Annotated in this window: 15 protein-coding genes and 1 pseudogene; 2 read left to right on the top strand and 14 right to left on the bottom strand. The window is 39.5% G+C overall.

The genetic code is table 11. The annotated features are described in order from the left end of the window. Window positions 1-48 precede the first annotated feature (48 nt). The 9 genes and pseudogenes from WJP93_RS02845 to WJP93_RS02885 form a co-directional block, all read right to left on the bottom strand. Window positions 49-735: pseudogene (locus tag WJP93_RS02845) on the bottom strand (Fic family protein); the annotation flags it as partial. 265 nt (window positions 736-1000) lie between these two features. Then, the gene (locus WJP93_RS02850; protein WP_337546790.1) at window positions 1001-1156 is read right to left on the bottom strand and encodes a hypothetical protein; all 156 of its coding nucleotides are present in this window, start codon (window positions 1154-1156) and stop codon (window positions 1001-1003) included. A 114-nt stretch (window positions 1157-1270) separates the two neighbouring features. Next, window positions 1271-1903, bottom strand: a complete 633-nt coding sequence (locus WJP93_RS02855) for an HAD family hydrolase (RefSeq protein WP_118612739.1) — start codon at window positions 1901-1903, stop codon at window positions 1271-1273. A 60-nt stretch (window positions 1904-1963) separates the two neighbouring features. Then, complete coding sequence (locus WJP93_RS02860) at window positions 1964-2566, bottom strand: HD domain-containing protein (RefSeq protein ID WP_227100217.1); 603 nt, start codon at window positions 2564-2566, stop codon at window positions 1964-1966. Between the two features lie 88 nt (window positions 2567-2654). Then, window positions 2655-3566: an AraC family transcriptional regulator gene (locus tag WJP93_RS02865; protein ID WP_337546795.1), complete on the bottom strand. Its 912-nt coding sequence runs from the start codon at window positions 3564-3566 to the stop codon at window positions 2655-2657. A 187-nt stretch (window positions 3567-3753) separates the two neighbouring features. After that, complete coding sequence (locus tag WJP93_RS02870; RefSeq protein ID WP_227100292.1) at window positions 3754-5478, bottom strand: B12-binding domain-containing radical SAM protein; 1725 nt, start codon at window positions 5476-5478, stop codon at window positions 3754-3756. Window positions 5479-5538: 60 nt separating this feature from the next. Continuing rightward, a complete protein-coding gene (locus WJP93_RS02875; protein ID WP_227102627.1) occupies window positions 5539-6000 on the bottom strand; it encodes a GAF domain-containing protein in 462 nt (153 codons plus the stop codon). A 44-nt stretch (window positions 6001-6044) separates the two neighbouring features. Next, a complete protein-coding gene (locus WJP93_RS02880) occupies window positions 6045-7136 on the bottom strand; it encodes an ATP-binding protein (protein ID WP_227102628.1) in 1092 nt (363 codons plus the stop codon). Window positions 7137-7468: 332 nt separating this feature from the next. Then, on the bottom strand, window positions 7469-8875 hold the full coding sequence (locus WJP93_RS02885; protein ID WP_337546799.1) for a transposase: 1407 nt from the start codon (window positions 8873-8875) through the stop codon (window positions 7469-7471). 85 nt (window positions 8876-8960) lie between these two features. Between WJP93_RS02885 and tnpA the strand changes: the two genes are divergently transcribed. Then, window positions 8961-9377 (top strand): IS200/IS605 family transposase, encoded by a 417-nt coding sequence (gene tnpA, locus WJP93_RS02890; RefSeq protein ID WP_337546800.1) that lies wholly within the window; start codon window positions 8961-8963, stop codon window positions 9375-9377. A gap of 87 nt (window positions 9378-9464) precedes the next feature. Here the strand turns inward: tnpA and WJP93_RS02895 are convergent, their stop codons facing one another. Beyond that, a complete protein-coding gene (locus WJP93_RS02895; RefSeq protein ID WP_337546801.1) occupies window positions 9465-10331 on the bottom strand; it encodes an AraC family transcriptional regulator in 867 nt (288 codons plus the stop codon). Between the two features lie 221 nt (window positions 10332-10552). On the opposite strand from WJP93_RS02895, the gene WJP93_RS02900 reads away from it, so the two are divergent. Next, a complete protein-coding gene (locus tag WJP93_RS02900; RefSeq protein WP_227101882.1) occupies window positions 10553-11734 on the top strand; it encodes an MFS transporter in 1182 nt (393 codons plus the stop codon). 107 nt (window positions 11735-11841) lie between these two features. Here WJP93_RS02900 and WJP93_RS02905 read toward each other — a convergent pair whose 3' ends face one another. The 4 genes from WJP93_RS02905 to WJP93_RS02920 form a co-directional block, all read right to left on the bottom strand. Next, complete coding sequence (locus WJP93_RS02905; protein WP_227101881.1) at window positions 11842-12483, bottom strand: hypothetical protein; 642 nt, start codon at window positions 12481-12483, stop codon at window positions 11842-11844. A 27-nt stretch (window positions 12484-12510) separates the two neighbouring features. Beyond that, window positions 12511-13185 carry a GntR family transcriptional regulator gene (locus WJP93_RS02910; protein ID WP_337546802.1) on the bottom strand — a complete coding sequence of 225 codons (675 nt, stop codon included), beginning with the start codon at window positions 13183-13185 and terminating at the stop codon, window positions 12511-12513. A gap of 104 nt (window positions 13186-13289) precedes the next feature. Further along, window positions 13290-14267, bottom strand: a complete 978-nt coding sequence (locus tag WJP93_RS02915; RefSeq protein ID WP_337546803.1) for a uroporphyrinogen decarboxylase family protein — start codon at window positions 14265-14267, stop codon at window positions 13290-13292. A gap of 108 nt (window positions 14268-14375) precedes the next feature. After that, window positions 14376-15845, bottom strand: coding sequence for a Sapep family Mn(2+)-dependent dipeptidase (locus WJP93_RS02920; protein ID WP_337546804.1), 1470 nt, complete (start codon window positions 15843-15845; stop codon window positions 14376-14378). Window positions 15846-15878 lie beyond the last annotated feature (33 nt).

The raw sequence follows: 15878 nt of genomic DNA on the forward strand, positions 1-15878 counted from the left end.
AGTTTGCCGCCGTTATGCCACATTTTGCTGGTATCTCAATGTTACCTTTCCATCCTGAAATGGATGGATACATTCAAACTTTACATGAAAATTCAGAATATCTTCAAGTGCCTTTTCTTCCTGATTATTATACTCTGACAGTAATTTCTTCATTCTATCTGCAACTTCTTCTGGAAGTGCAGTCTCCATACCGCCAACTTCATTTGGCATTTTCTTGTAATCGCCGACAACAAACCAATCCTTTCTGGAATCACTGGTGCCATTTTTCAGAACCAGATGCAGCTTCTTGATAAAATTTTCCGTCAATGTTGCTTTTGCATAGTCAATAATCATATCAATACACCGAAAATGGTTTGCTGTTTCAATCACATCATCTACATTAAGCACTTCTTTTTCTATACCAATAGTATTCGTCTCGAATATATATCGGGTCTGATCGTGGGTCAATCGACTGCCTTCCATATGGTTTGAATTATATGTTAAATCAATCTGTGTCTTATGATAAATACCTCCAGAGTATTTATTTGCCTTCTCATCCAGCAAAATATCCAATAGCGTCGTCTTTTTTTCTTTCTTCTTATTAGAACGCTCTGGCTTTTTTGCATTTTCCGGAATGTTCCATGTCTTTCCGGTAATAAATGCTCCCGGTACACGCCCGTGAGCACAATAATTTCTTACACTACGTTCAGATACATCCCATTTTTTTGCCATTTCAGCAACTGAAAAGTATCGCATCTGCCATCCTCCTTTCACACGATCAAAACCACATTCTATGGGCTTTTCATTGTCATAATTCAAAAATTGCACTTACTATGGTTAGTATACTACATTATCGGCAATAAGTCCACACACTCTTATTTGCTTTTATTATTTTTGCCAATAAAAATATTAATAAAAAGCTGGATACTACTTCCTATAAAGCAATATCCAGTCTCACTTATTTTATTCTTTATTCCTAAACCAACGCATACGCAATACCTTTTTTTGATTCTGTCCTTTATTACCATGTCAGCACGCGAATCTCTGCATTCTGATCAAGCGGATCGCGGTGCTGATAATTAAACAAAACAAACTGCTTTTCATCTGTGGCCACTAGGGACAGGTACGGTGGTCCATTATCTGTCCCAGATGGCTTCCACTGTATAGTTGATTTCATCCGAGCACTTCTTTCCTAGCATAAATTTCTCCTTCAAATTCCGATTGAGACGTGGTCTGTATGCTTTATTTCTCACACAAGCTACTTAATCCATATTTATATATTTAAAATATTTTATGATGAAGATGAAGTTATAGCAGATAACAGGTCGGCAGGCCTTTCAAAAAAATAATCTGCTTTTATGTGCTTATTATGACTGCCCCATACTGCCAAAGCAAAATCAATTCCCGCATTTTCCGCACATTTACTGTCATATTTGCTGTCTCCGATATAAAGCACTTTACTATGGTCTGTTTTTGATAATTCCATATATTTCAAAATCGGTGCGGCATTGGGTTTATGTTCCTGTGTATCGTCTGCACATATGATTATTTTGAAATAATGATTGATACCAAACGGACAAAAATCATGTGTAAATTCTTCCCTTGTCTTTGATGTGACAATCCCTATTTCATAATCCAGGCTTATAAGATTTTTCAATAATTCAACGATTCCGTCAAATACTTTAATGGTATTTGTATAGTTACGCATATTTTTATCCCATAATTCTATCGCATAGGAAGTGTCTTTTATCTCAAGTTTTTTCAAAGCGTCTGTCCCTGTAATCCCTAACGCAAATCTTAGTTCAGAGCATGGTATCTCTCTCCCAGACAATCCCTTTATAGTTTCCTGTAGGGAATGTAATACAGCATATTCCGTATCAATCAGAGTACCGTCAATATCAAAAACAATATGCTTATACTTCATGCTGCCACCTTTCCCTGCCTGTATCAAAATCACTGGATTCGTAATACACGATATCCCTCCTTAACGAAAACTGTTTTCCACAATACCCGGAAGCAAAGAGTAGATAGAACAGCCAATCTGACTTTCAAACTGTTCTTTAATCTCGAAAATCTTTTTCCACCTGTCTATTGTCGCTGTGTGAACACCGTACCGTATTGTCACGTCTACAAATCTCTTTTCCAAAAGACAGAACCCCGTCGGCATAGCCAATGCATCACATAACTGTACAAGACGGTCATAATCATCATATACCGCATTTGCAACAAATTCTTTCATAAACAGATAATCCTCATCACTGACATCAAACTCACCGATAGATGTAGCAATATCCTGAATCATAAATGCGTGGGATATACATATCTGTGCAGCTTTTTCCCATCCGCGTTCCATACAGTACCGATAGCCGTCTATCAGATGCCTTTCCGAACTCACTCCGGCATAGCGTCCAATATCATGCAACAGCCCGAAAATATATGCCTGTTCAGAAGATAAATCTTTACAGTGTGATGCGATGTTTTTACAGGCTTTGGCTACAAACCGGGAATGGTCTGCCCATGCTCCCGGATTGGCTTCTGACGCTTCCCTTAATGCCAGTTCTGCGGTCTGAATGTTCAGTTTTACCACCCTGTGCTCACCTCCTGTAAATTGCTGATTTTCTTTACAGGTATCATTATAATGCAAAAGGCATAGAAAAAATATTTCTTTTCTGCCATTACCTATCACTATTCTGCCATTTTTTTCTATATTCTATAGGTGAACAATGTGCGTATTCCCGAAAAACCTTTCCAAAATAACTGCTACTCCCTAAACCGCACTCATGGCTGATAACAGTAACAGATTCCTGCCCCTTTGCCAACATCTGACAGGCAACTTGTAGACGGTAAGTTGTTATATACTCTACGGGTGTCACATGCAGACAGTCATGGAACACTCTATAACACTCCCTTTCGCTTAGATATGCTGCCGCAGCAAGTTCTGGAATAGATATTTTTTCTCTGTAATGTCCATGAATGTATATCATCATCAGCTTTATTTTATCGTTGCTTTTGTTATGTTCCCCTTTCTTTTCACGCATAGAACGAGAGAATTCAAAAAGCATGAGCCATATTTCCGTTAGGGCTTCCCGCAGTTTTATTTCATATCCAAATTCATCACTGGATAAACGAAATGAGTCAGCAAGCAGTTTCAAAATTCTTTCTTCTTCTGCATTGCCTGGAAAAAGCGGAATTATCTCAATCTGTGGGGCTGTTATGACAGGCGCAATATATTTTTGTTCAATCCTACTTCCATGTTCTCCTGCAAGTAAGGAAACATCGAAAATATGAAGTAGCTGTATATTCTTTTCTCGCTGCGATATTGCTTTTGTCATATGGAGTACATTGGGATTTATCATGCCTCCGCTTCCAGCCGGAAACAATATTTTTCCTCCTGGCGTATCATATTCAATGCTGCCGCTTTCCATATAAAAAAGCTCCACTGTCCTGTGCCAGTGCCACGGTACATAACACCCTATATACTTGTCAAGTTCTGCCCTCGAAGCGATATAGGGAAAATCTTTTTCAAAACCTGGAAGCAATTCTTCCTTGCTTCCAGTATAAAATTCAATGCTATGGATATTTTTCATATCTGTTCACCTGCACATCTAGGAATGACCGGCATATTCCGGCTTAAAATCACCTGTTTTCAATTCAATGACTACATAGCAGCGAAGATCTTTCCAATAATGGAGAGATACTCCTGAGTATTCATTAGCACACTCATCGCCTCACTTTCACATAATTATTATCCTTTTTTCTCTCAATACACGATTCCTAAATTTTACGAATCTCTGCATTCTGATCAAGCGGATCGCGATGCTGATAATCAAATAAAACAAACTGCTTTTCATCTGTAAATGGTGGCACAAAAACTTCAATGTGATAATCACGAATCACATCCTTATAGGAACTCTCTGGAAATGCTTTCAGGCATACTGCACGTATCTCTTCCTTATAAGAATCCTGCTCAAGCGCAAATGATGGGCGCTTTCTCGCATAATCACGCAGATAATAGTCAAGCGTCAGAACTTGCCGTACAAGTATATCATCAAGCGTTGTACGCGCTGCAGCGAAGTCACGGATAAACTGATACTGTGCTTCTCTGCTGTGCTTTTTTTCATGCATTTTTCGAGCACGGTATTCATCTGAAAGAGCCTCGTACAATAAAAATGGACGGTCAAATTGTTTGCACAAAACTTTAACGGTGTTGGAAAACTGTCCGCTGTTGTAGTATGTCTCAACCATCTCCTCTAAGCCTTTAAGCCTAATAATGTCATCATAGGAAAGCCATGGTGTTTTTAATACTTCATATGGCGGCTCTGCCTGTGACAATATTCCATACTGGCTTGCCTGTGCCTGCATCGGGGAACCCTTTAATACCTTTAAAAAGCCTAACTGCAGTTGGCTTGGCTTCATCTGATACACCACATCAAAGGAATGACCAAAACTCTCATAATCCTCTAATGGCAGACCTGCAATCAGATCGAGATGCTGATGAATGTTATGGAACTGACGAATTTTCTCTGTAACTTGTGCCACACGTGCCAAATCCATCTTTCTGTTGATTGAGTGAATCGTATCATGGTTTGCTGTCTGCACGCCGATCTCTAACTGCACAAGTCCCGGACGCATTGTCTTTAAAAGTGCAATTTCTTCCTCATCAAGAATATCTGCTGCAATCTCGAAATGAAAGTTAGTCACGCCATTGTCATGGTCGCAAATAAACTGCCAAATTGCCATTGCATGTGATTTTTTACAGTTAAAGGTGCGGTCTACAAATTTAACCTGCGGCACGCGCTGCTCTAAAAAGAAGGCGAGTTCCTTTTTTACTGTATCGAGTGGGCGAAAACGCAGTTTCTTATCTATTGATGAAAGACAATAGCTGCAAGAAAATGGACAGCCTCTGCTTGTCTCATAATAAATAATTCTATTCTTAAAACCATCCATCCGTCCTGCCTCATCATAAATAAATGGAAGATCTTCCATCGGTGTGAGCGGCTGCGGACTTGTCTGGTGGAAGATTCCGTTTTCATCCAGCCATGCCGCCCCATCTGGAAATGTTTTGGATAATGGATTTGCATCTTTTTCACGCGCTGCGTAATACTCTATCAGCGCTGGAAAGCTCTTCTCTCCCTCTCCGTATAAAACTCCATCCACCTGCAAAAGTGACCTCAAAAAACTCTCACAGTCATAGGAAACTTCCGGTCCACCAACCCAGATTTTGACACTTGGACAGAGATTTTTTAAGTTTCGCACTAGCTGTCTTACATACTCGATATTCCATATATAGCAGGAAAAGCAGACAAGATCGGCATGATGAAGATAGATATCATCAAAAATCTCTGATGCGTGATGGTTTATTGTGTACTCAGCCAGTTCCACCTCTACCCCAAAAATCTGCTTTTGCTTTAGATCGCGCAGTGCGCACTCGCGAAGCAGGTAAACTGCCGGGTTTGAATGAATATATTTTGAATTGATGGCCACTAAAAGGCATTTCATGCTTTCTTACTCCTTCATATTTTTCTAATCCCAATAAAGTAATTTAAATATGCTAGCGTGTTAAAAGAGCAAATATTTTTCAAGTACGTTCACACACAGTTCCAGTCCACTCTGATCCGTCTCATCAAAGCGAGCCAGATCTGGACTGTCGATATCAAGTACTGCTGCCACTACACCGCTCTTGTTATGAATTGGAATTACAATCTCCGAGCGAGATGCACTGTCACACGCAATATGCCCTGGAAATTCATGCACATCTTTGACAAGCTGCGTCTGGTTCTTCTGTGCTGCGGTTCCGCATACACCTTTTCCAAATGAAATGCGTATGCAGGCAGGCTTTCCCTGAAATGGTCCTAGTACAAGCATATTTTCCTTCACAAGATAAAATCCAGCCCAGTTAATATTTTCTAACGCCTCATTTATCGCAGCGGACGCATTCGACAAATTTGCAATCAGATCAGGTTCTCCCTCGATTAATGCCTGAAGCTGCTGTGCAAGAAGTTCATATTTATCGTTACTCATGATACTTTTTCCTTTCTGCCATTTGCTGGTTATCATTTTTGTTTTTACACTAATACGTAATAGCTATGTTTTCCAGCTCCCTGAGCCTTCATTTGTCCTTTTTCGCATAGCTCTTTAATCAATTTAAATGCTTTTGTTGAACCAGAACCAATTAGTTCTTCAACTTGCTTTCTAGTTATTTTTCCATTCTTACTGACAAAATCAAGCACCTTTTGTTGCTGTTTTCCTGGATTTTTTTTCGTCTTCAAAGACTCTGCCTGAGTAAACTCTCTACCCGACTTTTCTGTCTCATTTCGATTTGGAAGAGTTACACGGAAGACACCTTTAGCAGTTTCAAATTCTGGCTGCAGTGGCTCGCTTTTATATGCTCTTTGGATCTTTCCAATTCCTGTTCCATAGCTTTCAATCAATCTCATTCTATAAAAACAAGCTGCCAAATTTGGATTTCTTGACTGCGAAACGCCAAGAAAAATTGATTCTAATTCAAGACCAGAAACCAATCCTCCTAGCGAAACAAATTCCATCCGATCTTCATAAATGTTGATCAAATTACTTGCACTAAACGAATAATCCCGATGTACAACACTATTTAATAGCGCTTCTCTTACCGCTTCTTCTGGATAATCCCTCTTATCAGTTCGATTAAGTCCTGAAAAACTGGCTTTCGTCCTATTAACAAGATCTATAAATTCATATACATCTTCCAACTGCTTTAAAATTGATCCTGAAAATTCTTTCCGATCTCGAAAAATTTCTTTATCAATTCCTTGAAACAATGCCACTTTTATTGTTGTTTCACACTGATCTGAAAGCAGCAATGCCAAATTGGTATATAACCCATCTTCTCCTATTAATTTTAATGTTTTCATTTGAGCAGAACCTATCGCAATTGATCGTGCCTCCATTTGTGCTGTAAATTCTTTAAATGTTAATTCCTGATTCATACTTCTGCACGATTCAAAAGATCTTCCACTATTCTCAATAATCATTTCGCGAATCCCTTCTTCCGTCATCGGTTGAGTTGAACTTCCTTTGCGCACATATACACCACTTGGCTTCAAGCCCTTTTCTCTAAGATAATATGGACGGTTTGTTCCTGTTGTTACATGAATTTCAACAACATGCTTCCCTTCCATTTGTTCTGCCTGTACTTTAACAAATGGCATTATATCTGGTGCAATGAAGTCTCCACGCCCATGCGGTGCATAGCTCCTATGGACGTGGTATCAAAAGAGGAGCTTCGCTCTGAAAATACACACTAAAAGCTATGACCGATGTTTGTAAAGTTTTTGATGCCGTGCTACTTACGTCTCTCGAACGCAGACAAATGAGCCTATCGCTAGCCGTGCATGCAAAGGACTGTTCACGAAGTCCTCTATCCATTGGCGAATGAAACCTTTGGAATACTTAGATCCGGATCTTTTCAACCTGCCTTGCAGGGCGCGTCCGGATGACGCAGTTCTACTACTTATTTCTTTTTATTTGCAGCACGTTGTTTCTGTCTATTAGGAACTGAGCTTGGATTTAAGCTTTCAAATCCGACAGAAGCAGGTGTTGACAAAAATTGGAAATCTTTGCATGCATCCCATGCATGCGGAAACGCTTTTCGAAGGATATTGGCAGCCCCATTACAGTCCGCATTGATGCAATATCCTGCTTTGCACAGATACAATCCTCGCTCAATACGACGGCCTGAGAATACCGGATGTGTCCTTTCCTTTCCGTATACCGGAATCAAGTCACCTGCAGTACAGTCTGCCTTTGAAGTATAGCTTTCTTCCTGCCAGATTACTTCAATGCCGGCAACCAATGCTTTGTAGGAGATCATCCAACGAAGCCTTTCGTGAGGGATGGAGACAAACTTCTGATTATTCTCCTTACTCATGGATGCGTGTTGCTTCCACAAGCGATTGGTTCCAACAACAAGAATACCGATTCGATGAGCAATACAGTACCGGACAATGGCTGTACTGAGTTTGTGCATTTGATCTTTGAGAAAACAATCATGCTTCAACGAAAGATCGTTCAAAAATGCAGAGGACACATGGCGGTGTTTCTTTCCTTTTGTGAGGATGGATACAGCAGATGCCTTTTGCTTGGCAAAGAACTGATTTGCGGACAGAATAGCACCGCCCTTGTATACAACAGACGAGCCGTCTGTGCATGCGATAGCTGCGATGTTATCCGTTCCGAGATCCATTCCTGCCATATTCGGCAGATCCGGGTAAAAAGGTGGTGCCATATCTTCAATGATAAATGTCATGATATACTTTCCATAGTAAGGCTTAAACACAATCTCACGAAGATTAGAAGTATCCTTCAGATAAGAAAACGGTATCCTGTTATGATCCATCTTAGGTAATTTTAAAAGACACCCCTTTCCATCTTTTGTCGGATAAAGAGCCGCATCCTGATTTGTCACCTTAAAAGTCTTTTTATCCGCCTTACAATAGCCGGGCATTTTCGGTTTTCCCGTAAAGGAAGAAGGATCTTTCTTATAGGCCTTTAATGCTTCAAGCCAGGCTTTAAAGTCAGTAACTGCCTGTCTTACAATACTCTGTGCTGTTTGCATGGGCAGACCTGCAAAAAAGTCGGGATTACTATTTGCACGCAAAATCTTGTCTAACGACGGATAGGAAAGAACGCGACGACAGGAGAAATTGCCATAAGCCTCTTTCGCACACTCAATTTCATCAAAGACAGACTGCTCTAATGGAGTACGATTATCTCCCTTGTCCCACCCTGTAAAGACCTGACGGATACGAAAAAGGGCAGCATTATATAGTGCTTTTGCAAGTTTTGAATACTGCTCTGCAAAAGCAAAGATCTGTTTGAAATTATCTTCTGATAAGATCATCGGAACTGCCTTCTTCATAATGGATGTACCTCTTTACAACAATTTATTTCTATGCTATTATTATACCATAAAAACAAATGGATGTAAAGAGGAAATAGAACATATGTACAAGAAAAAGTTAGGGCAAACGTATTATACCAATCGACACAGTTGTTTTTTATTACAGTATCATATCGTACTGGTAACAAAGTACCGTCGTCCTGTTTTAACCGGGGCTGTTAAAGAACTGGTCTATCAAGTAATACAGGATATCTTCGACGAGAAAGATTTGGTAATCTTAGAAATGAATGGGGAAGCGGATCATATCCACATTTTGTTCGAAGCAGATCCATTCACTGCACCGGGTACACTGGTAAATGTCATTAAAACGAAAACAAGCCGTTATGCAAGAAAACAGTATGGTGATACCATTCTGAAAGAATCCTGTCAGGATTCCTTGTTTTGGAGCAACAGCTATTTTACTACAATTGTAAACGAAAATAGTTTGCAGCTAGTACAAGAATATATTAAAAATCAATAAGCAGCAAAGGCATTCACCCACGCCCATGCGGTGCGTAACTCCTATTGACGTTGTACTCTGCCTACTTTGAAAGAAAGCTGCTACTGATCAATCCAAAACCTTCATGATATGTTTTTCTCTATATTCTGTCGGTGTCATTTTATAATATTTTTTAAACATTTTGCAAAAGTAATCAACATTTTCAAAACCAACATTTTGAGCGATCACTATTACTTTTTTCTGAGTTGTAACCAATAGACTGGCTGATTCCTGCAAACGATATTTTAACAGGTAATGTACTGGTGTGTCATGCAGGTATCTTCGAAATAAATTTAATGCCGTGCTTTTACTCACAACTGCCTGCTCTGCAATATCCTCCAACGAAATTTTTTCTCCAAAATGTTTGTGAATATATTGCATCATTAATTGCAGCCTGGCCTGAGAAGATGTAAAGTCTTCCTTTTTTTCCTCTAGCTTTGTTTCTTCAACATGCAAATATATCAAATACCAAAGTTCCTGAATTAAAAAGGATGTTTTCAATTCTGCATCCTTTTCCTCTTTCTGTACTTTCACAATCTTTTCCATGACATGTAAGACGTCCGCCTGCCACGGTATTTCTGGCAAAAAAATCAAGCCTTCCAGCGTGGAATGTTCGATTGGTTCCACATATTTTTTGTAGATTAAGCTACTCTGTGGTGCGATAAATGTCGCTATAAAAACAAAATTAGGGATCACTGCCCCCTCTTTTGAATAAAAGCGGTGCAATATCTTAGAGTTTACAAATAAACCTTGTCCTGTTTCAAGTGTAACTTGCTTTTCGCCCACCCAAAACATAGCAGTTCCCTTTTCCACATATACAAATTCAAATTCAACATGCCAATGCCATTCAATGCAATGGAAATCAAACAATGCTAAATTATCATAGTAAAACCGAAACGGATACGCACTTGTGCTGTGCCGAATGGTTTCCATCATATTTTCGTCTGTCAAAATTTTATTATAAAATGTGTTAAAATTCATTCTTTCGAATTCCTCCCAAATCAACACAAATATACGATATTATACAATAAAAATCAGATATATTCCAGTGAAAATAAAACCATTTTGCGCTATCATACAGCAAGACGTTATCGTATTTGTTCTTTTAAGGAAACGACTACGATACCTAAAAGTTTAATAGGAAGGATTTTTTCTCTATGAAAAACAAGTATCAAAAAACGATGATTGCCTGCTATCTTGGCTTTATCACTCAGGCAATTACAGCAAATTTTGCACCGTTGTTGTTTTTGACCTTTCATCGGACGTATCAGATTTCACTTGGAAAGATAGCTTTTATTTCAACGGCATTTTTCTTTACGCAGCTGCTTATTGATTTGTTCTGTGCAAAATACGTAGACAAAATCGGATACCGAAAAAGTGTTGTCGCGTCTGAGATTTTATCCGCTGCCGGACTAATCGGACTTGCATTTTTGCCAAGTCTTCTTCCAGATCCTTATGTTGGCATTTTGATCAGTGTAATCATTTACGCAATGGGAAGTGGTCTCATCGAAGTTCTTGTCAGTCCTATTGTAGAAGCATGTCCATTTGATAATAAAGACAGCGTTATGAGTCTTCTGCACTCCTTTTATTGTTGGGGATCCGTTGGTGTTATCTTACTGTCAACGATCTTTTTTGCCATCTTTGGCATTGAAAACTGGCGCATTTTATCCTGCATCTGGGCTTTGATTCCACTGTGCAATACTTTCAACTTCATCTCCTGTCCAATTGAATCTCTGACAGAGGAAGGTGAAGGCTTCAGCATACGCCAGCTTTTCCATATTCCAATTTTCTGGATTGCGCTCATTCTTATGGTCTGTGCCGGTGCAAGTGAGATTTCTATGGCTCAGTGGGCCTCAGCTTATGTAGAATCCGCTCTTGGTATTTCAAAAAATATTGGCGATATAATAGGTCCTTGCCTGTTCGCCATTATGATGGGCATCAGCCGTTTTTTCTATGGAAAATATGGTGAAAAACTTGATCTGATGAAGTTTATGATCGCCTCTGGCATACTTTGTCTTATATGCTATCTGCTTGCAGCACTTGCACCGCTTCCATTCTTAAACCTTGTCGGATGCAGTTTATGCGGTTTTTCTGTCGGCATCATGTGGCCCGGCACAATCAGCATTGCTTCCAAAAAAATTCCACTTGGCGGAACTGCTATGTTCGCATTTCTTGCTATGGCAGGTGATCTAGGAGGCGCTGTTGGACCTGGCATCGTTGGACTTGTTACACAAGCCGCAAATGATAATTTAAAAATTGGTGTACTTGCCGGCTGTGTTTTCCCAGCTGTCTTAGTTCTTTCTGTTCTTTTACTGAAAAGAAAACGCGAAAAAGTGTAAGAGCAAGTAAAAGCACAAATACTTTCCATAATTTTCACACATAATTTTAGCCCATACTGATCCGTTTCGTTAAAGCGAGCCAGTATGGGCTTTAGATTTTTTTGTAATTACACAATCATAATCGGATCAATTACAAGGAAGTTGTTTCCGCAAGCTTTTTCACGATCAAAATGACTCTCCGGGTCGACTGCCATCCAACCCTCTATTACTTTTGATTCTTCCTCTTTTCCTGTAATATTTACGTTGTGACGCGGCTCCTCAAAATACGAAAACAGAACATTTTCATGCAGTGATATATACTGATATTTATCTCCCTTAAGCAATCCTTCCTGAACAATTGCATAATGCCAATAAGTGTAAGAAAACAGCTTTTCTGGTTTTAAAAATGCAATACGACCAATGCGATTCTCATTTGCAGCACGCTCTTTTACCCACTCAGAAACATCACCTGGAATACTGTGATGATAAATATGATACATAGGTGCCCATGGTGTTAATCCGTTTTCCTCTGGCCACTGCTCCATATAAGGTGCTAATGGTGCAAAAAGTGTCTCTGGGCAAATACCTTCCTGTAATGTTTCCATATACAGAAATAACATATTTTTATGCTGATACAAACATACAGTCAGTACCTTGTTCTGCTCCTTTTGTTCCTGCACAAGTGTCTTTGTCTGGGCGAGTGTGGTGTCCCAGTCTTCCTTTAAAACATTTGCTTTTACGCAGCCGCGATATTCACTTCTTGAAATCATAATACTCTGCCTTTCATGTTTAAATTTTTACATTTGCATAATTCCTTCATCAGATTGTTGAGAAATATCTTTTTCAAGACACTGCAAAGCCTGTTCCAGATTGTGGTTCGACAATTCTTTCCAAATACGCTTATGAGAATTATCATTAAATATTGCCTTCAATGTTTTCTGAGATTCCCATGCCTGCTGAGCATATATTCTTTTCTGGCGATCCATCGTTTCCTGCAAATAGCGAAGCAAAAGACGATTCTTCGAATACGATGCCAGCTGCAAATGAAATTCACAGTTATCCTCCCAAATTGCCCAGACATCATCGATCTGCTTTGCACCGTTAATGCCCTCAATCTGCTGCAAAAGTTCTGGCAAATGATACTGAATAATCTCCTCATACCCTTCTTTGAGTGCTTCCAGTTCCAGAAGAACGCGCATTCTGCTTACTTCTCGCTTGTCCTTTTCCTGCTGTCGGATCACCAAATAGCCATATCGAGGCACACTCTGCAACACACCTTCCGCACACAGTTTTATAAGGGCTTCTCTTACAGGTGCTTTGCTAACCTGAAAGACTTCCATCAAGCGTCCTTCGTTTAAAACCATATCCTCATCTGTTGCATTCTTTATTATCATTTCCAAAATTTCATCATGAATTTTTTCTGATAAAAGCTGCTTCTTACTTTTTGAAAATACATTTTTGTTTTCCGCCATATTTTACTTCTCCATTGCAGTTAATATAATATCTGATGTCTATTTTAACCTAACTTTCATTTTTAGACAAGACATTCTTTTGCTGCAAAAGAGTTTTCATTTTTTCAAAGGCTTCTTGCAGCTTCTACAATCCAGCGAAGTCTTTCCCAATCGATCTTAGCATCAATTGTACAGTCACCGCCCAGCATTAAACCTAACTTTCCATGATTCAGAATCAGTTCTCTGGTGTACTCCTGAAGTTCTTCCTTTGTTCCATGATAAATAATACCCTGCTGAATACGACCATCCCAATGAGTCTCATATCCACCAAGACATGTTCTTCCGCCAAAGAACTTACGGCCCTGTTCCAGTGTCATATTTTCTACAAATACAGCCCAGTTTACAACCTTTACCGGGTAATCCTGCCACAGCTTAATCTGATTCGGTTCTCCAGACCATCCACACATATGCATAATGTTGTTTTCCGAAAAGCGGTTTGCATGCTCTAATACATACAGATCACTTGGTCTAACAATCTTGTGATACTCTTCTGGCTTAAAGCGGTTCGGCTCACCACTCTGAACACAATAATAAACACCATCGCATCCAGCCTCAATAATCAGCTTCTCTGCTAACAATGCGTTGCTCTGTGCTATTGCATCAAGTGCACGCATTACTGCATTTGGATTACTGCGTACATGCTCCATTACCTGCTCCTCGCTCAGTCCAACTGCACCTGCTCCAAAACGGAGAGAAGAAAATGGTGCGAATACATTATAGAATACACAACGCTCGCTTCCAATTTCTTTTACAATTGCCTTTGCACGATCTACCTGCTCTGTTATAAACGGATCATCAGCCTCTAATGGCTTTACGCGATTCCAATCCTCTGCTTTGCGAATCAGCGGAAGCGGAAATGGAAAATAGCCATCACACATGATCTTTACAAAATCAAGATCAGTCTCTCTGTAATACTTTAAATGTGCATTCACACACGCCTCTCCAATAGCTTCATCTCCGCCAAAATGGAACCAAAATCCAACTGGAACATGATCCACCTTTTCTCCATTCATTGCTGCAAGCACTCTTGTTCTCTTATCCATTTTGATCTCCTTCCATGGTTTCTGTATCTTGATATTTCCGCTAATCATATCAGTGATATGATATATACTTTATATATACACTATTTTCTAATAAAGGGCAAGTCTTTTTTACTTTTCTGCCAACAGCTTTACGTCCTTTAATGCCAGCAATCCCATTACGTAAATTTCCAATGCCTTCGATAAACGTTCACAGTCCAATACTTCATCTGCACCATGCGCATTGCCATGTCCAGGTCGTAAACAGCTGCTTTCTTCTTTCTTTACTTTAGGCATATTGCCAATTCCAAATCCAAATGCTCTTGGCAGTTTTCTTGCATACGTGCCTCCGCCCATTGTATATGGCTTTAAGCTTCTGTCTGTCAATTCATTATATGTTTCAGTAAGCGCACCTATCGCCGGATGAGATGGATCAAAAAAGCTTGGCGCTGAATCTCTATCAGTCTTCCATTTAAATCCCTTACCATTCCAATAATTAATCAATTTTTCTGTAATCTCACAACCCTTTGCTGTGATGCTGTAACGAATATTAAATGTCAGCTCTGCATGATTCTCCTTTAATCGCAGCACAGTACCCACACAAGTCAAACGCCCTGATTCAATATCTTCATACTGGATACCAAATGCTTTTCCATAATTATCCGAAGTACCTTCACATACAGCCTCCACTATTTTTCTGTCATTCTCTCCTAATATTTTCGTTGAAAGCACTGCCTTGCATAATACCTGAATTGCATTTGTACTTCCCTCTGGAAATGCACTATGTCCTCCACTTCCTTTAGCAGTTATTACAATCTGATCTTCTTTCTTTTCCACTCTTATTAAAGACTCCTCTGTTGACGGCTGTTTTAAACCTTTCAGTTCTTCCAACTGTTTTTCAGTAATACTGTCCTTTTTGACTACTAAAACTGCTTTATCTGGGATAATGTTTCCAGCACTTCCTCCGTAAAATTCCAACACACTCTCACTCATTGTCCCCAGACTAACTGTCTTTCCTTCTATGATTCCTTTCTCACCATAGCAAACTGGAAAACCACAGTCCGCAATCATTGAAAGGGCAGGTGTCGGATAGTTTTTGGTATAATATTCAAGATCCGCCATTCCTCTCTCTTCATCTGAACCTACAAATAAGCACAACTGATGACCTACTGGCAGCTTCAGATCGCGAATACATTCCATCACATACAGCATTCCGATTGCTGGACCTTTATTATCCTGACTGCCTCTGCCAATCAATAAATCACCTTTTAGTTCTGCACCAAACGGATCAAAATCCCATCCTTCCCCTACTGGTACCACATCAAGATGATTCCAAAAGCCAATCATATCATCCCACTTTTTTTCCTTTTCTCCAATGCTTCCAACATAGTACTCATAATTTTCCGTGTAAAATCCATGCTCTCTGCCAATCTGCAGCATTTCATCCATAGCCTGTCTGCACGCAGCACCAAACGGTTTCACCTCTTCTAACGTATTTGAAATACTAGGAATTCTCACTATTCTCTGAATATCATTAATCATATTTTCTTTATGAGCTTCCATCCATTGATGAACCTGTTCATATATTGCTTTATCAACCATTATTTTACCTCCGCTGTATTTGTAATTTATTTT

This window comes from Anthropogastromicrobium sp. (assembly GCF_037349415.1).
Classification (GTDB): Bacteria; Bacillota; Clostridia; order Lachnospirales; family Lachnospiraceae; genus Anthropogastromicrobium; species Anthropogastromicrobium aceti.